The sequence below is a fragment of the Bacteroides cellulosilyticus genome (genome assembly GCF_020091405.1).
Lineage (GTDB): Bacteria > Bacteroidota > Bacteroidia > Bacteroidales > Bacteroidaceae > Bacteroides.
In genome coordinates, this window is the sequence record NZ_CP081903.1 from 88,995 (window position 1) to 111,933 (window position 22,939).

Consider the following 22,939-nt stretch of genomic DNA (forward strand, 5'->3'; position numbering starts at 1 on the left):
CTATAGAAATCCTCCAACCTGATTATTCACTCTTATCCTCATCAGCAACAGCTTCTTCCCAAGTTTCCCACATCGGTACACTAGCATCATATCCATCGTAACCGTAATTTTGAGCAAGCTGCCCTTTATTATTCGCAGTAATAGCACTATTCGGAACCGGCCAGAAAAGGTTACGCTTATCCATATAATAATTCAGAGTCTTGCCATTGGAAACGATGTCACCCTTATTATACAAAGAATAATGAATGATACGTTGATACCAGTAGCTTCCGCCAACATTATCCGTACCTTGCTGTTTATCCCAATTGTCTTTACTATAAATATTTCCCCATTCATCAGGTTTGCCGCTCAATGCCAGACAAAGAGATACGCGGGTCAACTCTACATTGCGCCATTCTTCCAGATAAAGTTCACGAGCGCGTTCGTTCATGATATCACCAATAGTCACGGTTCCAGCTGCATAAAGTTGTGAACATTTAGCACGTTTACGTACTTCATTTACATCTGATGTGGCATCCTTACCCTGATAATATTTAGCTTCAGCACGCAGCAGATAAGTTTCTGCCAAACGATACAGATACCAGTTTGCATTAGCACCGGAACCAGCTGCACCTTGAAAGTCATTGGCTCCCATATTAGCCTCATTGCGCACATCTTCCAAATAGATCTTATAGTGAGGGAAATCAAACCAATCACGAATTGTATCATTACAGAGTAAAGCTCCCTTAGGAGTTGTGATAACAGGTTTACCATCTTTATCTACCCCCCAAACATCTTCAGGTGAATAGAGCATAAAGTTCTGACCATAATATTTAGAATCCTTATTATTGTAAGTCAAGTCCTCCATATTTACCCAGTTTCCTACTTTTGAGTTATGGCGAAGGTCTTCCTTATCTTCCACACCATTCACTACCCAAAGTCCATGTTGAGCAAAATGAGTAGCACGAACAGTAGCAATACCACGGCCAAAAGCACGTGTAAAGTCAGTAGTAGCTTCATACTTGCCATTATTACGTGCATAACGTTCACCGGCTGTTTTACTATCAGGTGTCTTCAGGTTACCGTCACTCCAGAAAGGACCAAAAATACGCATAGATAAGAAGTTCACAAATGACTCATCCGTACAGTTAGGCATTCCCATAATAACTTCTTTATTCGCAGCGATCATCTTGTTTTCAGGACGATGCAAGTCCCAGATCACGTTACGGGTAATCTTCCATGTCTGCGTTTCACCGCCATCATTCGCATTACCAAAACTTTCCGTCATCAGTGATAATCCCGACTGATCAATCAAAATATCCGCTTGCTTCTCAGCCTTTTCAAACTGGCCCGTTGCCAAATAACATTTGATAAGCAATTGACGACATGCTTCTTTATTCACCATACCAATGTAACGGGTATCATTCTGCACAGGCACCCATTCCACAGCTTTCTCCATATCCTGAGTAATCATATCCAGGATTTCTTCTTTCTTGGTAGACCGATAGTTTCGTTTGGGCACTTCCAGCGTCTTTGTTACCAAAGGAATATCACCAAACTGCATCACCAGGTTCAAATAACGGTAAGCACGATGGAAATAAGCACGCCCTTTATAGGCATTTTTTGTTTCCTCACTCAATGCAGTCACTTTGTCTATAAAGGACAATATAGTGTTGGCATGCTTGATACCTGTGAAACCTTCGTTCCAGAAGTACATGATTCGGTTGTCATCACCGTTGTTCAAACCACTGGTAGGTTGCAACTGATTGGCAAAATTACCATACACACCACCTGTACCATCAGTTTTACCATACAGAGAAAGTTCTGAAAATAGATATTCCGTACCAAGAGGTATGCTGATATTACAATCACCACTGCTATAGTGGAATGCCCAAGTGCGGAGATGACGGTCAGCCATAGCCAATACAGCTTCCAGACCAGATTCAGTGGCAAAAGTAGTCTCAGGTTCATAGAACGACAGAGGATCCGGTTTCAAAAAGTTGTCAGTGCATGCACTGAATACTGCTATTCCTGTAAGGAGCAATACACCCTTAGAGAGCTTATTCTTAATATAATTATTCATTGTTTCAACAGTTTAAAGAGTTAAGTTTAATCCGAATGTAAAAGTACGGGTAGCCAAGCCACCGGTTTCCGGGTCTGCATATTCCCAGTCTGCCGCCCAGGTCGCTACGTTACGAACAGTACCAAAGAGTTTTACACGTTCCAGCTGTATCTTCTTCGTCCACGCTTGCGGCAAGGTGTAAGCCACAGAAATATTGTCCAGACGAATGAAGGAACGATTGTGCAACTTCTGTACACCCTTAGCGCCATTCGGACCATAGGCATCGAGACGCGCATACTCATTAGTCGGACTTTCAGGTGTCCAGTATCTCTTCTTGAAAGTATTGCTGTTATAAGTAATCAATGAACCGCCATTATCCTGATTCAGATAATAACCTTCCAGACTCTTATGTCCCATATAGGAATACATGCTGAAAGAAATATTGAGATCCTTCCAGAGAGTGAACTCATTACGGAACGACCAATGGATAGGCGGATTTTTCTTACCCAGGAACACTTTGTCCTTCTCATTGTAAACCGGCGTACCGTCTTCTTTATCGTCAGCAGTATAGTGGTTCACTACTTTCGGATCGCCCGGACGTTGTCCTACCTTAGCTGCTTCTGCAGCCTCATCAGCCTGCCAAATACCATCCATCTCATAATCCCAGATAGTACCAATGGATTGTCCGATAAACCAACCGTTGCTTGTGTCGTCCATCTCTTTACGACCAATCACTTCTCCGGCTTCATTGAGCACGTCTTCGTATTCATAATAAAGATGCTTGATTTCATTCTTATAGATGGAAAAGCTTAAAGTAGAGCGCCATTCGAAATCCCGATTCTGAATATTCAGGGTATTTAATGAAAGCTCGAAACCTCTGTTCTGCACTTCACCCAAATTGGTAGTAATGCTTCCAAATCCGGTAAATCCCGGCAGACGTTGTCCCATAATCATATCATGCGTCTTCATAATATAATATTCAGCACTACCCGTGATGCGATCATTCAGGAATCCGAAGTCCAAACCAAAATTTAAAGCTTCCGTTTTCTCCCATTGCAGATTCGGATTAGACAAACGGTCCATACCCAAATACTTAACATCTACTGTACCGCCATTAGCAACCAAATACCCCATTGTAGCCCCTGCTCCGGCACCCAGATTGGCAAGAGCAATATAAGGGTCTTTCAACGAACGGTTACCGTTCTTACCCCAAGAGACACGCAATTTACCGGTACTCATCGGCTCCCAATTAAAGAACTTTTCATTGGTAAAATTCCATGCAGCAGATATAGAAGGGAAGGTAGCCCACGGATTGTTGGCACCGAAAGCGCAATAACCATCACGACGAACCGTACCAGTAATCATATAGCGATCATCGTAAGAATAGAACAGACGTGCCATATAAGCAGCAGCCGTTTCGTGCGTATCATTTGAAGAAAAACTACTCAGCGTCTTGCTACCATTGCTGGTATTATGAAATCCCAAGGCATCCGAGGGTAATATCTTGCGTGCGTTAATCTTATCCTGCCAAAAACGGCGTTCTTCTGCTTCCTGCACCAAAGTAAGAATAAAGTGATGCTTTTGAGCCAATGTATAATCCCATGTAATAGTATTATTCAAAGACCAATCAAAACGTTTACTTTGTTCACGATTTACGCCCTGGCTATCCGGATTAGAGTCAGGTTTGGCAGCTGACATAAAGTAGCGGTCATAGAAAAATTGATAACGAGGAGCTATATTGAAATCATAAGTGATTCCAAAAGGCAATTTTACTTTGGCATTGAAAATAGTATTCAACACAGTATAGCCCTTCTCCAGATCCAGATACTGACGTTCAAAGTCATAGTTGTAGCCCCATTTCTTATTGGAACCCATCGGATATTGGCAATAGCTACCATCTTCGTTACGATAAGTGGAGTAAGGACTGTTTCGCAACATATTGGCATCCCAGTAATCCGTACCAAGATTTACAGAAATATCACCGTCACTACGATCCTGGAAATTAACGTTCGTTCCTATTTCCAACCAGTCGGTTACTTTGCCATTCACCTTCAAATTGGCACGAATAGCATTGTAATCATTGCCTCTCACTGCTCCTTCATTCTTCAGATAACCGATAGACATATAATAATTCATCCGGTCACCGGCTCCGGAAATGCTTGCCGTATAATCCTGATTGATGCCTGTTCGGAAAGTACGATCGTACCAGTCGTACGTGTTTCCGGCCAAATAGTTAGCCAAAACACCATCTTCCAGTCCCAAACGCTTTGCATAAATACTGGCATCCGATTCCCCACTCTCATTTGAAGTGAACGCTCTCCATTGGTCAACAGAGATGCCATACCGACCCAAATTCGCAGGATTATCATAATAACCGGCAGCACGGTTATATATATATTCTTGTACGGGCTTGCCATCAGAGCCTATTATATCTTTACCGTTCTCATCCTTCTTGTTTTTCCATTGTCCAGCTGCATACGCTCCATAAACACCGGTAAAAGGGTCAGTGGCATAAGTATCTTTCTTATACCAGTCTTCACGATATCTCATATAGCCGTTGGCATCATAAACATCACGATATTCACTCTTTGTATTGATACCAAGAGTAGCAGTAAAATTGATGGTCGGCTTACCTGACTTACCTTTTTTAGTCGTAATAATTATAACGCCATTGGCAGCTTTAGCACCATAAACAGCAGCAGAAGAGGCGTCTTTCAATACATCAATCTGGCCAATATCATTCGGATTAATTTCAGAAAGTTCACCATAAAACTGCATACCATCAAGGATAATCAACGGATCATTATGTCCACCATCCGTATATACAGAACGCTGACCACGAATCTGCATAGAACCACCACCCTTAGCAGAAGCATCGTAACCGACATTCAACCCCGGTGTACCACGCAATACATCTTGCACAGTCTTGGGAGCCTCATTTGCCAACTTATCTGGACGAATCTGGATAACAGAACCGGTCAGGTCTTTTTTACGCATTTGACCATAACCCACAACCACAACCTCATCCAGCATTTCACTATCCTCCTGTAGTGTTACTTTCACATTCCTTTGCCCTTTTACAGGAATTTCCACCGTTTTATAACCAATAAAACTCACTACCAATGTAGCATTCGGGTTTACTTTAATGGAGAAGTTACCATCAATATCGGTAATTGTACCATTAGAAGCTACACCTTTCTCAACAATACTGGCACCAATCACAGAACCCATCGTGTCCTCAACTTTACCCGTTACTGTAACTTGAGAATTTTGAGCGCCCAGATATGGGACGTTCATCATGAGAGTCAGACAAACCATTAAGGTAAAAAGCACCTTGCTTAGCCCTGCTCTTGAGGAAATCTTTCGTTTTTCCATCGTATAATTTTTAAGATTAAAAAAATAATATAAGTTCTCTATCTTCAATCCGGAAACTGCATGCCTGGCTTCCGAACTGCATGGCAAATGTATGGAAAGGAAACACATTACGGCATTACAAAAATGCCAGAGATGTTGAAGAATGGTGCATGAAACATTCTTCCATCAATAATGCACCATTCTTCAACAACCTGACTATTTATCTATTGTCAGTATATCCTCGATCAGTTGTTCCAAGTCACTGACAGAGCTCGAATTTCCTCCGTAGGTTCTTCCCCGACTACGTCCATAACCAGAACGTGTACCCGGATTTATCTGTCCGCCACCAGTAAAACTACCGGTCATGACACAACCTTCATTCTCCATAGAAATCAACTCGACAGTTGGCTTCACATAAGTTTCTTTTTTCATATATTTGTTCATTTTGAGATTTACACTTTTCTTATTTGGAATATATCACGACTTTCTGACCTTCCACAACATAGAAACCGGGAGCAAGACCGGTAACAGTATTCACACCTTCCTGCAACTGCACTGTACGTACCAATACTCCATCCGCACCATGAATCTGAACTATAGCTACCTTAGGGGAAACAATCTTCAGATTGCTGGCTTCCGAATACACACGCAATTTACCGGCATGATCCTTAGTTCCATTCTCTAAACCGGTGATTTCGCCATTTCCACCACCTATGCTAAAACTTTTCGGCATCGACATTGATTCTACATCCGGAAGCAAGTAGCAACGGAAAGGTTCAACTGTAGCTCCATCATCATGTTTAATGAAAGTATTTCCCTCAGCATTTAGTATATAATGAGTTCCGACAGGTTGAACAACTGCATAAGTTCCATTAAAGCTATAATCATCTGCCGTAACTTTAGCAATGCCCTTAGTGGCTGATACAGTTACATCCGTACCACGAACCTCTATTTCCTTATCTTTAATACTATTTTCCACTCCCCAGCGTTCCCCTGGCAAAGCTATGATGTATGGTATATCAGCTTCAATTGAGCTTGCATATTCAAAGTTCATAGTCCCGTTTGTTTTACCAGCAAATGTCTTCAGCCAGTAATTTCCGAATGCGTCATCATCACTGATAAAAGGCTTCTTGGCATCTTCACCGGCATACAAGGTACCTGCAAAAGGCAGTACAAGAGAACTCCAGCCATTTGCACCATCAGCATATACATATCCGGTCAAGTCACGTCGATAAACAGCAGATGCAGCCGTAAAACTGACAGGCGAATAAAAAGGCTGTTTATCCGTAAGCAATAAACTGGTACAAGAATAAGTGTTTGCCGCATTCTTTACGACAACGTTGTTCTGTCCCTCCGGAAGGTTAATACCATCTGCATCGTCCACTACGGCAATAGTATTGCCGGTGAGTATGTCAGCCAAACCACTACCATCTCTATAGACTTCTACTGTTTCTTCAGTATTATTGCCTTTATAAACGGAAACAGTAACTATAGCGTCAGCCAGCTTTGCCACTTCCAGGTCGGACAATGCTTTATTATATATCCTAAAATCATCATAGATATGGTCGCAATAGGCATCGCTCGACCACTGAGATTTCCCCAAATAGTTTTGTGTAGTGATTCCCATATCTTTAGGAGAAATTTTATCCGTATTTTCACCTGTACCTACACAAGTACCATTCAGATAAAACTTAACCGAAGTACCCGCCTGTGTCATAGCAAAATGTACCCATTCCTTAGTTTTTATCGCACAAGGAATAGTAATATCAAATGTGCCGGCTCCGCATGTTATTTTATAGCGTATCTTGGTTGTAGCCGGTGCCAGCATCATAAATGTGCCTGTCCCGGTACCGAAATCAAACAAACGTCCCATTCCTCCGTTAAAGTTAACCCAAGTGGCAATGGTGAAATCTTCCAAACTGCTAAGTGCACCATCCTGCAATTGTATATAAGAACTTTTGCTCTTAGTGAGCGCTACCGCGCTTCCCGTTTTACCAGTAGTCCATTCAGCACCCTCCAACAGTGTTCCATGATATCCACCCCATGCATCAAAAGCAGTTGTTCCTGCATTTTCATCAAATGACATATATATATGTTGTCCACCAACAGGCATAGCCGACAGAACTTCACTTTCCGGACCATCACCGGCCGTATTATAGGCTTGTACCTTATAGTAATAAGTAGTTCCTTCGACAAGCCCATTATCCGCATAGCGTGTAGTCTCAATAGCATCTGCTATTTGTTTATATGAAGCATCCTTCTCCTCGGCACGTAATACCCTATATTTAGCATCATAAGCGAAATCCCAGGTTAAAGTCAAACGACCGTCTCCTGCTGCTATACGCAGCCCGTCTATTGCCGAAGGAGCTATCAATTCCTTCGTACTTACGGTTAAGACATCAGAAACCGGTTCAGTGGCTGCTGTGCTCAATGCATAAAGCTTATAATAATAAGGAGTATTCACTGCTAAATTCTCATCCATATAAGTCGTACCAGTGAGTAGGTTTGCTATTTCCGTATATTCTCCGTTTGCACTTTCCGCACGTTCCAATCTGTAAGAACGGGCATTATCCACAGCACTCCAAGTCAATTTTATAATTTTAGAAGAGAGTGCTTCACCTTGCAAGACTGGTTTATCGGGTACAGCATCTCTGGTCACACTTACTGTACGTGAATAAGAAGACTGCGTATCTTTATAGCTCAGCGCGATGATACGGTAATCAACCTTCGATATGCAATCAATTTCTTCGGTATAGGAAATTGTACTTCCATATGTATAGACCAAAGGATTATCAGGATTCATCTCAGCTGCTGCAATAAATACCTTTACATCTGTCCATTCTCCACCATCCACACTCTTCTGCAATGTGTAATTCTTACCCGTCTCTCCATTGTGGTCATACCAGCTAATGGTTATCGACTTATAGTCTTTCGACAAAGTATAGTTGGGAAGAGGAGGAGCTATTTTCCAGGTATGGGTATACTCCCGCGCTTTTGAAAAGCCCACTTTCGATTTATATGCTGCAAAGTTTTTCCCCGCAGGAGTCAGTTTATTGTCCAACACCATAGCTCTTGCATCCTGTACCCAGTTATAGAGTGAATGTCGTTCAAGATATTCGCAACGTTCAAGCCCATCCAGCGCATCCAATATCCATGTAGCTTGTTTTGCTGCGTTTTCGGGCGACAACGGTCTGGTCACTGTTTTTTCATTTCCATCCTCATCATAAATGATGTTCAAATCCGCATCTCTCTGAGGGCCCGAATTAGTAGGCCAGTTTTCAGTTGTCCAGTTGGCACCGTTGTTCCATTCAGTTATCCACATCGGACGTCCTCCATACAGGCGAGTGCAAGCATCCACCACTCCATTATACAGGTTTTGCCCCGATTGCCCATTCCAGTACATGTGTCCCACCACAAAATCAACACGATAGTTCAAACTATCTGCTAACTCCAAGAATTTGACCAGCCAATCTTTTCTAATAGCATCAGGTGTAGGCGACCCAAGCCGCAAACCCGATTTAAATAACTCAGGCCACTGCCTAATCGCCTGTATCGGCGTACAATTCGCCTGGTCAGTATGATCCGGTTCGTTATAACCTAAAACATGAGATACATTGGTTCTCGTATTGATGGTTTCAAAAGAGTCCCAACCTAAATTGTGACGCATAGGAACATATTCAAAATCAGGATTATCCGTAGCACCACCAGCAGCCCAGTCATTGTACCAGGAAGAATTAGTGATTGCAGCAAGTCCACCGTTACAAATTCCCTTTTTGCCAACCCATTCCCAACGGAATACACGCACAAATGAAACAAATTCCAATCCTTCGGGCATTTCGGGCACTTCAATATCTGCATCACTGGCAATGTACACTCGTGAAAAGCCTGTACCATCAGGATTATTGGCAAGCGTGCAGGAATAGCCTTTCTTCAGTTTAAACGAGCGGATCTTGTTATCGAAAGCAGCCCCAAGTTCGGCTGTTCGATAATATTTCTCTACTTCAAATTCCATGGATTCACCTCCATAATTATTCCCGGTATAGGCTATCAGAGCATGTTTAGAAACTTGTTTCCCTTGGGGAATAATCACCGTACCACTTCCGTAAATGGCCATACGATCCGTTTCGGCATTGAAAGCTTGTCCATTGATTTTTATAGAACTCAGATAATTGGAAGTAACTTCCGAAGGTTTAACAGATTCAAGATAGAGCCAAGCATTGTCCGAAGCAAGATTAATAGTACTGCCCACCAACGGACTTTCGCCTGAAATGTGTAATTCAGAAGTCCCATTAGCTGTGATATTCATATATTTAGCAGATTGAATGGCAATCGTTTCGTTGTTTATGGTAAGGCTCGTCATGGTAGGATTTTCATCCGGTACAAACCGTGCATAAATGATTGTATTCTCCAGAACCGGAATATTGAAATTAAAAAGTGATGTATAAGTATTGTCCTTATACCAGCCACTAAATACATAGCCGTTTTTGGTAGGTTCAACAGGAGGATTCACTGCATACGATTCTCCTTCTACAAAATATTGTGTAGCTACTTCACTTCCCCCATCAGTATTAAAAGATACATTGAGGGCATTCCCCACTTCTGTAAGCAAGAAATCGGTGGCTATATTTCTATCTGTGCCATTTGTCGTTTGCCATACCATATAGTATGTGCCGGACACTGCTGCCGCAAAGTTGAAGTTAAATGTCGTCAGTGAGCTCCACTTCGCAGAGGTCTTGCTTTGGGAATTCAGCATTGTGCCCATTGCGTCTTTTGACGTATTGATGCCAAACATTGTGGTACAGGTACCGTTTACATTTGAGTTGCGACAAGTGAAATTATAGACTTTGCCTCCGGTTAAAGAAACCGGAAAAGAAAAGACACTATTATTAACAGGATGGGTAATCACACGCCCCACACCACTGCCAAAATTATCTCTATATCTATATGCATAAGTGTCGTTACTATTATCTGCACTCACCCATATCACGTCACTACTACACTGCCAACCAAAGTTGTTCGGAATATCTGTAGTTGTCCCCATGCCGTTACCATCCCAAGCAGCCATATAGTTTACCCTAAAAGTTACCGTATAGGTTTGGGTAGAACCGTCACCAGCCATAACTGTTACTACAGTGCTACCCGGAATAGCAGATGCTTGCTCAATACCGGCCGATGCAACCGGAGCTATAGCCGCAGCTGTAACCGTTGGAATAGAAGCCTCCGGAGCAAGATCATAGGTATATATGTAAGTCGTAGCCGAGAAACCGGGAATAATGGTTCCCCCCACCAACAGTTCTTTTAAAGAATGATCATGATAAACAGCAAGAGCAGCATTCAGGTTACTAATAGCTGCCGTGAAATCGCTGATTGTAGAACCGGAATTATCGACAATCGCCTGCGCTTCTCCGATAACAGTTTGCAAATAGTTTATTCCGGCTTCCGTACCACCTTCTTTGGCATCTTCCACCTCAGATATCAACGTCTGTAACTGAGCTTTTACCACACTCGCATCTTCCCACTTGGCATAAACAGTTGTTGCAGTAGTAATAGAAACCGAGAAGTCGTAAGGTATAGTAAATTCTTTATCGGCATACCAGCCATCAAAAGGAGAGCCATCGTCTTTAACAGGATCGGCAGGTTTACTTATCGTATAAGATTCCCCATCTAAAAAATATTGACTGTCTACTGAACTGCCTCCATTGGTATCAAACTTTACGGAAACAGCATTACCTAATTCAGTAAGTTGCAAAAGCCAGATGCCAGCCTCATTCCAGTTACCACTATTAACATGGACATCCCAAAGAAAATAGCCTGACGTAAAACCCTCCGGTGCAACAAAACGTAAACTATTGAACGTATTTACTACATTGTTTCCCGAAAGAGTCAGAGAATTTTTTGAAACAGGCTTTGTTGCCAACAGATCGTCAGCAAAATAAAAATTGAAGGTTGCACTTCCAGATCCCCCATTCCTTCGCCACACTTTGCCAGAAAGTTGATAGAATTTATTTTCCACCGGTCTTACCGGATAGCCGTACTTGGTATCCGCCTCTGTTATATACAACATCTGATCTGCTCCATTACTGGCAGGACTACCTACATTTATGCGATACCGATTGCCGGAGGAAGCAGCGAGATTTCCCCAAGTAACAGAGATACTTTCATCTACCCGCCAACCGGCATCATAAGGAGTCCCAGTGGTATCGTCCCAACCGGCAAGTAAATTCTGCGCCTGTATCGGCACACTCATCACCAGAACTATGCAAATCATCCAAGCTGAGATCATCTTGCACAATCCAGTTTTTTGCTTTTGTTTTTCCATACGTAATAACTTTTAAGATTAATATTCTGCGAACGAAACAAGCATTATTGTTTCAAATTCATAGAAGCAAAGTTATTCCGCGTAAGCGTAAGCAACACGTAGAAATGTTTCAAAATGATTTAATTATGATGAATGGCACATACACCTCCACTTTTTGCACCTTTCCTCAACCTAGTTTCACTCTCCCTCAATCGTTCCTCCCGAAGTAAATCGTTCCATATATTCAGAAGGTTGCATTCCTATCTCTTTTTTAAAGATGCTACTGAAATAGCGCGGGTCGTTATACCCTACCGCATACGCTAATTCCGAGATACGCACATGCTTTTTCTCTTCCATAATCCGGCACGCTGCCTTCATACGAATATTGCGGATAAATGAAACATAAGTCAGTCCGGTAAGAGACTTCAATTTACGGAAGAAAGTGGATTTAGTAGTATTCATTTCTTCCAGAAATTGAGTTTGGTCAAAATTCGGATCATCCAAATGGCGATTTACACAGTCAATGGCACGTTGCAGGAAATCTTCGTCCATACTGGTATAGTTCAGTTCTTTCGCCTCAAACACCAGTTGTTTCTTGAAGTCTTTCATGACCCGTTCACGTGACTTCAGTAAATTGCCGATACGGGCATGGAGCACACTCAGGTTGAACGGTTTCGTTATGAAAGCATCCGCTCCCGATTCATAGGCCTCCACACGGTCCTCTTCCTGCTTTTTAGCTGTCAGCAGAATTAACGGTATGTGCGAAGTATCGAAGTTTCCTTTTATGTTCCTGCAAAACTCAATGCCGTCCATCACCGGCATCATTACATCAGATACAATCAGATCGATGTCTTCCAATTCTACGACTTCAAGCGCTTCTTTGCCATTAGTTGCAGTATGAATTGTATAATCACCGCCCAGAAGTTTCACCATCAGGCCCAATAGGTCTTCGTTATCTTCAACTAATAATAAGGTGTGACTCTTCTCCGCTACACTTTGTTCAACCGGAATTAGATTTTCTTCCAAAATGTCCGCCTGAGCATCCGTTATCACTACATCTTCCTGCACGGCATCTATTCCGTCCGAATCCAACAAAGTCACGGCATCATCTATCTCGTCTTCCGAATAGGCAAACCGATGAACCGGGAATTGTATCTTAAAAGCAGCCCCTTTACCTTCTTCACTCTCTACCGATATGGAACCATGATGCAGAGTAACCAAATCGCGCACCAACGACAACCCGATTCCCGTACCAATGGTATTAAACTTCCTATAATCTCCTTCATAAAAGCGTTTAAACAAGTTCTTCTGCGACTCTTTCGGAATACCGGGACCGTTATCCTTCACTATTATGCAAGCTATTCCGTTAACTTCATCACAATTGAGTTCAATTCCGACCTTACCACCGGGTTTGTTATATTTGGAAGCATTGGACAGCAGATTATATAATATTTTATCCAGTTTATCCGGATCAAAGAAAGCCAAGCATTTATCCGCATCGCTTTGAATGGTGAAACGAATATCTTTCTTCTTCATCAACGGGCGGAAACCATCCAGACTCCGGCGTACAAACAAGACCAAATCCCCTTGCAATACCTTCAACTTCAAGTTACCCGTCTCCGCTTTACGAAACTCCAATATCTGTTGCAGCAGACGTATCAATCGATTGATATTGTGTGTCATCACATCATACTGCTCCTTATAAGCGGGTGCCGTCTGCTTCAGCTCATCCACAGAAGCCGAAATAATGGTCAGCGGAGTCAGCAACTCATGTGTGATATTTGTGAAGAATTGCAGTTTGGCATGATTTATTTCCTCCGATTTTGCCTGCTCCATCTCGCGCAGGTGCAAGGCATTGCGCAGGCGGATACGGTTGCGGACAATCCGGTAAATATACCAGGAGATACCGAGAAGTACTATTATATATAAGGTGTAAGCCCACCAGGTTTTCCAAGGTGGCGGCAGAATGACGACTTTAACAGTTTGTATATTCTCGTCCCAAATGCCGTTTGAATTGGAAGACTTCACATAAAAAGTATAGGTGCCGGACTTCAGGTTATTGTAATATGCAAAACGTTTGGATGCATCCGTATATTGCCAGCCTGCATCAAAACCATCCAACCTGTAAGCATACCGATTCCTTTCGGGATTGGCATACTCTAATGCGGAGAACTCTATGCTAAAGTTGTTACGCTTATAGTCCAGGACTATTTTATCTGTGAACCTTGGTGACAAATTCGATATTTCGGAACGTTCTTTGTCAGAGAGAGCCGTCCAAGACTGATTAAACACTTTAATATCAGTGATTACAACCGGAGAAGAAAAGACCTGTTCATCCTGTTTATCAGGGTAGAAACTATTATAGCCCCGATGCCCTCCAAAGAACATCTCTCCATCGGAAGCTACAAATGACGCTCCCCTATTGAAAATATTATCCTGTAAGCCATCAGAAGTAGTATAAAGACGATAAGTCACATTCTGCAAGTCCCGTGGCACAGTGAGGCGCAACAGACCAGCATTAGTTCCCAGCCAAAGGTTTCCTTTCTTATCGCTCTGAATATTGGTTACTGCATCTCCCGGCAGATTCCACAATTTGTGTGCCGGCAAAAATACATCTTCCACAGCATCATAAAGACTCAATCCGCTTCCACCGGTTCCTACCCAAATACGTCCCTCAACATCCTTATAAATGCAGTTTGCATAATCACTGTTCAGTTTTCCATTGGAAACCGAATAGCCTGAGAAAGTATATCCACTTAAAGAATTCCCACTACCCTGAATGCGAATGACTCCATGTGTATTGGAAGCCAGCCACATCTCACTGTCATGTCCTTCAACAAGTTGCATGACCACCATATCCCGCACAGCCACGTCTCCAACCTTCAACGAATCGAAACGTACCGGAGTTCCATCCGCCGCACGCATCGAAACCCCACTCTTAGTGGCAAACCATAGGTTTTGCTTGGAGTCTTCACAAATATAATAGATACAGGAATTGCACATCCATGGAGCATTCGAAGAATTATATGCTTTCACACGCTTTCCTACAGGAGCTGATTTATCTATTTCATAAGCTCCTCCGTTGTACACTCCAATCCATATATGTCCAGTAGAGGGAGATTGCATAATGGACATTACTGTAGAAATCCCCCTATATGAACTGAAGTCGGGCATTTGACCATGATGAGTAAATTTCCCGGTCCTGCGATCTTCCACACCAAAGCCGTATGTACTGATTCCCATCCAAAGTTGCCCTTCATCATCCAACAGAATGCTACGGACAGAATTACTCTTGAGTATCCGTTTTGCTTCAGATAGACGATCAAGGTTAAATTTTGCCTTACGGGTATTCGCCATATTGACGCCACCACCAATCATACCTACCCACATAATACCTTGCCTGTCACGCAACAAAGAAGCGACCTCACTACTGGTTATAGAGTTTTCTGATTCACCGGAATAACAGTTTTCAAAACTCCAATGCAACATCTCCATATCCCGCAATGAAAGTATACTTAGACCACTACGAGTCCCCACCCATAAAGAATTCGTATTGAGATCCTCGGAAATAGCATAAATCAGATTGTCGGAAATTGTACCCGACCTGTTTTCATCATGGGTGAATGTTGTCCAAGTGGTTTTCTCCGGATTATAAGCATCATGCAGCAAATGTAATCCCGCCCCCCAGGTTCCTACCCATATATTTTTATGGCTATCCTGAAATACAACATGAGCTGAGTTACCAGAGTTCATTTGCGGATACTTCCAGTATTCACCGGTTCTCTTTTCATAACGGAACAATCCCTGGCTCCATGTACCAATCCATATATCCCCCCGATCATCTTCAAACAAAGACTTTACTGTTGTCTTAGGAAAAACGCCACCGGTATTATCCTGATTAAAAACAGAAAAACGATTACCATCCTCCAGATATTCGAGCAATCCTCCTTCTGTAGCAAATAAAATACGATTGTCACTTGTCACCAATATTTGGGATATGCCAATGCCATTTATTTCCGGATCATCTATTTTCCAAATCTGTCCAGTTTGCTTATCCAAAACATTCAGTCCGCTGTAAGTGCCAATCCACAGCCGATGTTGTGCATCCTCTGCCACACAATAAATATTATTATTAGTCAATAAATCCGGACGGTATAAATTGGATTTATAGGTAGTGATAGAATAGCCGTCATACTGGAAAAGCCCATTGCGGGTAGATATCCAGATATAGCCATCCCTATCTTGGTAAACCGACTGTACGTCCTTGCTTGGCAAGCTGTTCAGAATAGATGAAGATTTGAATGCCAAAGAATTAGGTTCGGGCATCACCATAGCTTGGCATACCATGGAAAACAATACCCCAAAGATAAAGAAGAAACTCCAGATCTTTTCTTTCATAGTCGATAGTTAGCAAATATTATTAATCTACGCCGACAAATATACATAAAAAGTTCTAAAACTATCTTATTTGTTCGATAGTATTATTTTCAGGAGTGCTACACTAACACATTAAGTAATCGTAGATTTATACTATGCCATGTATGTAAATGTATATAGATCAGAGATTGACAAAATGACAAATTGATAATTCTATTCCGTCACATTCTTTTCTTTCCACACTGATTACGACATCACACAGAAAAACGCAAGGATTCCTTATTTAGAAAAGCACAAAAGAATACAAGAAGAAGGAAATACCAGAGATTTAATAGTAAAAAAAATATTATTGTAACAACATGCAATATATTCTTAATAGAATACAGAAAAAGGGTTCTTTCAGTCAGCTTCCTATTTCCCACCGAAACAGCGAAAACTTTGCCAGCAAAAGGCAAGGCTACACCCTTTATGCCGGATGGTATCGCCCTTCAGTCAACAAGACTACACCCTTTTGGACCTATGGTGTAGCCCTTCGGAAAAAAGAATAAGTCTTTTTGGAAATTACATGGTATGTTTTAGAGTAAAAGACCGTTTGTTGGAAGGTAAAAGACCGTCTGTTTAGGAAAAACAGACGGTCTGAATTGAGGGAAAAGACAGGTAGAATCTTCCAGAAGGCTCTATTCCACAGGAAGACTCGTTGTTAATAACAGACAAAAGCGCACATTAAGTCATTAAAATCAACTATTCAGCATCATAGTGACAATTCAACAAACTTAGATTCACTCGTCTTAAACTATTTCTGATATACCCTAACGTAATCTATTTCATAACGCATAGGAATACCTTTATCATCAATTTCGCCACCATTTATGCCACCAAGAGCCAAGTTCAGCAAAAGATATTGTGGCATGCGGAAGGGATTCGTTCCTTTTCCGATGATACCGTTAACAGTTTCGCTCAAAGGAATTTCATTCAGCAATTCATCATCCAGATAGATTTTAATGGCCGTTTCATCCCAGTCCATACGCCAGATGTGAAACTTATCCGCCCACGCCGGATCTTTATCTGTAAAATGAGTAAAAGGAATCGCTTTACTATTCCATTTTGCATTCCACTGCCAGTCAGTTCCCCAGGCAGCATTTGCCAGAATATGCGGTTCACCTTTAATACGATAGTATTCCATTATGTCAATTTCACCACACGAAGGCCATTCCATACCGCTACCCAAAGCCCAAATAGCCGGCCATGCCCCTCCGCTCACGGGAATCTTGGCACGAACCTCGAATCTGCCATACAGGAACTCTTTCTTACCGGCCGTAGTGATGCATGAGGAAGTGTACTCAATGAACTCCCGCTTCTTCCGCCAATCGTTACTTCCGGCCTCATACCAGGGATTTTTACGTCCTTTTTCTTTTCGTGCTTCAATAATCAGCTTTCCATCTTTGCAGTAAGCATTACCTTTCTGATACCACTGGGCTTCTTCATTGCGTGCAAAACCATTATCATAGCTCCAAACAGTCGTATCCGGAAGACCGTCTGTATTAAATTCATCACTCCATACCTGTTTCCACTCCGATTGAGCAGACAGATTTACCTCGTCCGTCCACTCAATAAACGGAACACCCTGTTCATCAAACTGTATAGGCAGCCAAATATGCCCGGAATACATCAGACTCTTCGGTTTCCAAACATCAGCCATAAATATAAAGCGGTTCTCCGGCAACTCTAATACGAACGTACTTTGTCCACCAAAGGTTTTCTCACTGTTCTGTCCGCGGCATGGATTAGGATGTTGCTTCCACGGCCCCCAAATGGAAGACGCTGAAAACATACGGGCTTCATTAGGATCCCAACCGGTACATCCGGAAGTAATCATCCAATACATATTATCTTTTTTGAATAGGGCCGGTGCTTCGTTATGTCCACCGGGAAAGATACGAATATAGCGCCCTGAATGCTGCAAATAATCATCTGTCAGTTCTGCAATATGCAGAGTCAGATTCTCTTCTGAAGAATAAATGTGATAAGCTTTACCATCGTCATCCACAAATAAAGTCATATCACGAGACATTTGTCCGCCTTCTAAATCGCGTTTCACAAACAGTCCCTGATTAACGGCCTTGTACCACTCCGGAGTCCACCACTTTTTATATTTCTTCATATTCCATGTCAGCTTCCGATCTGCCTCAGACATATTCTCCGGATAGATTCCAGGGTTCACCCGCCCGGAACGAACAAAGCGGTAAGGTCCCTCCGGTCTGTCACTGACGGCCACAGCCGCGCGGGCGGGTCCATAACCTTGGCCTTTCAGTTCCAGATGGAACCACATTACAAACTTCCCGGCCTTCTTATTATATATCACTTTGGGGCGCTCCATGATGCAACCACGTTCAATATCGCTTCCGGGTTCTTCGGATACGGCAAGTGCTATGCCTTTGTGAGTCCAATTCTGTAAATCGGAAGATGCATAACAGTTCACTCCCACTTCGGTAGTGAAACCGTTTTCAGGGCGATGTTCGCCAAACCAGTAATATAATCCGTTATGAAATAAAACGCCGCCACCATGGGCGTTGATATATTCATTATTAACATCTTTCCACCGTTCTTTAGTCTGCGATAATAGAGGAAGACAAATAATTGCCAATAATAAGAATCCTCCCAAATACTTTATATATTTCATATACTATTACCTATTTTACAAATATTCCGTACTGCCCCAATGTCTGTTAGGCTCATAGGACAATACGGAATATAAATTGAAAGATTTTATTTATTATTTCTGATAAACTCGCACATAGTCTACACGATATTCAAGCGGGAATGTCGCTTCTACAGGTCTTCCATTAACCCCACCAATAGCCAAGTTTAGCATCATAAGCTGACCAAAACCTACCATATCATTTGAATATGGGTTAATATTTCCACCATCTCCGGCACCATGATCGCCTTTATTATTAGTTGTACTCAAATCTGTTTCATTAAGAAGTACATCATCCAGATAGATACGAATATATTTTTCATCCCAATCCATACGCCAAATATGATATTTCTCTGCCCACTTAGCATCTTTAGAAGTAAAATCAGTTATAGGATAATTTGCCGAATTCCAGCTTCCATCCCACCGTTTACTTCCACCCCAGCAAAGGTTAGCATGAATTTTCTCTTTATAGAATTCAAGAATATCTATTTCACCACCTAAAGGCCATTCATACCAGTTACCGGTAGACCATATTGCAGGCCAGCCGCCTTGTTCGATAGGTATTTTGGCACGCACAATTAATCTTCCATATTTAAAGGCATAATTGCTCGTAGCAACAACACAAGCGGAAGTATATTCTGCATATTCACGGGTCTGCTTCCAGGAATTACCACCCGTTGCATTCGGATTGTAGTTCGGATTCTTCACACGTTCTTGTTTCGCAGTAAAGACCAATGCATTTTCTTTCATCTCGGCATTTTCCTTCTTATACCACTGATCTTCTTCATTACGTTGGAAGCCTTCTTCAAACCTCCACATTTCTGCATTAGGCGCACCTGTTCCATTAAACTCATCGTGCCACAACAATTTATAACCTCCTTCTAATGTATGGTCGTCGGGGACCCCTTCACCGTCAGCAACATATTCTGGTCCTGGATCTACGTAAGTCACATTAAAGAAGAACATAATTGTATTCGTCTTTCCATTAATAGCGTATGAAGTTGAATTTTGAATTCGCACAGGCAACACAAATTTCATATCCTTTTTGTATTCCTCCTGAACTAATGCAATCAATTGGCTTGAATAAACATTCAGTTCCACTTCCTCCGACTTTGTATTACCGGCATTAAGCTGCATTTTGTTGGCAGAAAGGTTATAATATTCTTCCGGCAAAAGTAGTGCATTGGCATACACGTCATATACTGAAGAGGTGCCAACATTGGCAATCGCTTTATTCAACGAATCCACAGCTACTACCAAATCGACTGTAGCATCTTTCTCGGCTTCCCGATTCTGATAAAGCGCCAGATTCAACCGATAATTGAAATTATTGACTTTCTGCACTTCACCAGCTTGCGGTTCTTTCAGATTTGTAGATACATTGCATTGCGCTCCGTCCCATATCTCACTGGCTTGCTTAATTCCCAGCATATTCAAGTCCAAGCTTCCTTTATAACTGAGATCTTTATCGTCATCACAAGCCCCAAAAGCAATTGCACAGACAGCTGCACAAAGAGCTGTCCAGATTTTTATCTTATTATTCATATTCTTATCTCAATTTAAATTAGTCTAAAGGCACCGTTTCCGGATCATAAACTTCAACCTCTACATCATAGAACTTGAATTCAGCCAGATTAAAGTACTTAGTATTACCCGAAGTTGCAGTTACATTAAAACGGAAATAAGTAAATGTCTTTCCCGGCATCACAAAATCAGAAGTATATTCAGTGCTATGTGCGGAAGGTAAACCGGATAATGTACCCACAGTTTCCCAGTTTTCCGCATCATTACTAATCTGCAATTCCACTACTGAGGGACGGCCATCCGAAGTCCAGGTATTGTCAGTACGATTCTGATAGTAAATAGCAAAATTCTCATGACTTTCTTTAAAATCTATTTGAATATGATGAGGCAATTCTATCTGAGGACTACTCCATCTTGTATGGAAGAATGTCCCGCTATTGCCATCTATCAGATTTTTAATCGGGCCTTCGGTAGGTTCCTGAGCATTTGTACTTAGTTGATCTCCAGCCAACTTTACTTCCGTACGGGATTTCTCCGTTGTAGTAGCGGGAGCTTCTCCCGATTTAGCTTTCACTTCCGTCACAGCACTTCCCTGATGAGCAGCATTAAAGGTTTGAAAATAAAAGGAGTAATCTCCAAAACGGGCACGTGTATCATCTATCAACATCTCAGTTGTGCCAACAGAAGCTATCTTACAAACATCCTCTTTTGTCAACGGATCATAATACTTTATTTGAAGATAGTCAAAAGCATTCTCTGCAGGTGCCTCCCAGGACAACTTGATTTGTCCCGGCAAAGCCTCAGAACTTACGACTGATGCTGCAAGAGCGGTGGGAGTTGTTACACTCCCTGCCACTTCAAAAGTCTCTAATTTATCATCGCATCCTGTCATTCCAACCAACAGCCCGGCAACGATTATATATTTAAATTTCAAATTCATAATATCTCATTTAAATTGTTAAACACGCATGTATTACCAACCTGGATTCTGAGTTAGGTTCGGATTTTTACGACGTTCTGCGTCCGGTATAGGATAAAAATACATCTTATCATCCCAAACCAATGATTTGGTATTACGGGTATAAGTGAATGAATCATCGGTATTCTTTGTTATCACTACACGAGCAATACTATTGAAACCGCCTTCTTTCCAACGGCGCACATCCCAGAAACGATGTCCTTCAAAAGCCAATTCCACCATACGCTCATTCTTATAGCGCTTCCAGAAGTTGTCACTACTCATTCCTTCGGGGAATTCCGGCATGTCTACGCCTGTCCGTTTACGGATTTTGTTTACGGCTTCACGGGCTGACATCGTAAGTTCACCATCTTTGTTATCAGCCCCTCCGAAATATTTGAATGTGGCCTCCGCATAATTCAGTAAAAACTCTCCTAAACGGAATGTCACCCAGCTATGCACTTTACCTCCACTACCAGTGCTGGCACTAATATCCGTAGAACCATCTACATATTTTTTTAGATAGTAGCCTGTTTGAGTTGCATAAGGAATAGGAGAAGCATTTCTACCTCCCACATAAATTTCCAGCGGATTAGGATTTGTATTCGGCCATTTATCCCCATTCACAGCAATCGTCATAGCAAAACGCGGATCTCTACCTGTATACGGATCCTTCGGATTGGGTTCACTGCCATTCTTCATTTCATAAGCATCAACCAAAGTCTGTGTTGGGCAATTTCCTGATCGCGCATTTTCCAAACCTATCGGAAAATTAGTAACTTCAGGATCAGTCGTTGCACCTACACGACGCACAAAGATCATTTCAGATGCTTTCCAGTTATTTTCACCCCACAAATCAGTATACTTTCCTAAAGAAATACCATTCTTGCTACAGAAGTTTATTACATCTAAATTAGCCTTTGCAGCCTCTTTATAGAGTTCTTTGCTTTCACTTTCATTGAAAAGTTTACTGGCACGATAAAGCAAAGCACGTGCTTTCAGCGCCAATGCCGTACCTTGAGTCACACGACCGGTTTCCGGTTTTTCCGAATTACCGGCAGCATCATTTTCAAGTTTACTGTAATCTATCGGAAGTTCCGGAGCCACTGCATCACATTCGCTCACAATAAAATCAAAAATCTCCGAAGCAGGTGTACGTTCCAGACTATTGGCTTCTGCCTCGGTCAGTATGGATGTTGTGAAAGGAACATCACCATACGCACGTACCAGTTGGAAATAATAATAGGCGCGTAATAGGCGTACCTCATACTGGTAACGCTTAAAACGATTCATTTGAGCTTCATAATCTTCTGTAAAACGCAAGTCATAGAAATCCAGATCTTTTGCATTCTTCAGATAATAATTGACCGCACGAATAAGTACATAATAATTCCATAGCGACTTCGGATTCAACGCATTCCAGTTTCCATTCGTATAGTCTAGTACGCTCGAATAAGTCAATGCCATTTCTGCCTCATCACAGGCGGATGCCAATGATCCTGAACCGGGCAAATCATAGTCCAAATAGGAATAGATGTTATTCACAAATCCGGAAGTACGGCCGAAGTCAGAAAATACATACTCCTTATCGTAGCTGGTATATTCATGATAGTCCATCTTGTCTGTACATCCGGCTAACGCTGCCGCACAAACAATACCGAAACATATATTCTTTAATTTCATATCTTA

10 protein-coding genes are annotated in these 22,939 nt (G+C 42.0%); 1 reads left to right on the top strand and 9 read right to left on the bottom strand.

The window, feature by feature from the left end:
* Positions 1-22 precede the first annotated feature (22 nt).
* The 5 genes from K6V21_RS00270 to K6V21_RS00290 all read right to left on the bottom strand — a co-directional run bounded on the left by K6V21_RS00270 (position 23) and on the right by K6V21_RS00290 (position 16,091).
* Positions 23-2,062, bottom strand: coding sequence for a RagB/SusD family nutrient uptake outer membrane protein (locus K6V21_RS00270; RefSeq protein WP_224320494.1), 2,040 nt, complete (start codon positions 2,060-2,062; stop codon positions 23-25).
* Positions 2,063-2,074: 12 nt separating this feature from the next.
* Entirely contained in the window at positions 2,075-5,416 is a 3,342-nt protein-coding gene (locus K6V21_RS00275) for a SusC/RagA family TonB-linked outer membrane protein (RefSeq protein ID WP_408912635.1), read from the bottom strand.
* A 195-nt stretch (positions 5,417-5,611) separates the two neighbouring features.
* Positions 5,612-5,827, bottom strand: coding sequence for a hypothetical protein (locus K6V21_RS00280; RefSeq protein WP_224320495.1), 216 nt, complete (start codon positions 5,825-5,827; stop codon positions 5,612-5,614).
* Between the two features lie 31 nt (positions 5,828-5,858).
* On the bottom strand, positions 5,859-11,714 hold the full coding sequence (locus K6V21_RS00285) for an InlB B-repeat-containing protein (RefSeq protein ID WP_224320496.1): 5,856 nt from the start codon (positions 11,712-11,714) through the stop codon (positions 5,859-5,861).
* 177 nt (positions 11,715-11,891) lie between these two features.
* Entirely contained in the window at positions 11,892-16,091 is a 4,200-nt protein-coding gene (locus K6V21_RS00290) for a hybrid sensor histidine kinase/response regulator transcription factor (RefSeq protein ID WP_224320497.1), read from the bottom strand.
* Positions 16,092-16,429: 338 nt separating this feature from the next.
* Between K6V21_RS00290 and K6V21_RS00295 the strand changes: the two genes are divergently transcribed.
* On the top strand, positions 16,430-16,618 hold the full coding sequence (locus K6V21_RS00295; protein WP_224320498.1) for a hypothetical protein: 189 nt from the start codon (positions 16,430-16,432) through the stop codon (positions 16,616-16,618).
* Between the two features lie 245 nt (positions 16,619-16,863).
* Here the strand turns inward: K6V21_RS00295 and K6V21_RS00300 are convergent, their stop codons facing one another.
* From K6V21_RS00300 to K6V21_RS00315, 4 genes are all read right to left on the bottom strand, one after another.
* Entirely contained in the window at positions 16,864-18,750 is a 1,887-nt protein-coding gene (locus tag K6V21_RS00300; RefSeq protein ID WP_217712650.1) for a family 43 glycosylhydrolase, read from the bottom strand.
* A 93-nt stretch (positions 18,751-18,843) separates the two neighbouring features.
* The gene (locus K6V21_RS00305; protein WP_217712651.1) at positions 18,844-20,313 is read right to left on the bottom strand and encodes a BT_3987 domain-containing protein; all 1,470 of its coding nucleotides are present in this window, start codon (positions 20,311-20,313) and stop codon (positions 18,844-18,846) included.
* A gap of 19 nt (positions 20,314-20,332) precedes the next feature.
* Complete coding sequence (locus tag K6V21_RS00310; RefSeq protein ID WP_224320499.1) at positions 20,333-21,232, bottom strand: discoidin domain-containing protein; 900 nt, start codon at positions 21,230-21,232, stop codon at positions 20,333-20,335.
* Positions 21,233-21,265: 33 nt separating this feature from the next.
* Entirely contained in the window at positions 21,266-22,933 is a 1,668-nt protein-coding gene (locus K6V21_RS00315; RefSeq protein WP_224320500.1) for a RagB/SusD family nutrient uptake outer membrane protein, read from the bottom strand.
* Between the last annotated feature and the right edge of the window lie 6 nt (positions 22,934-22,939).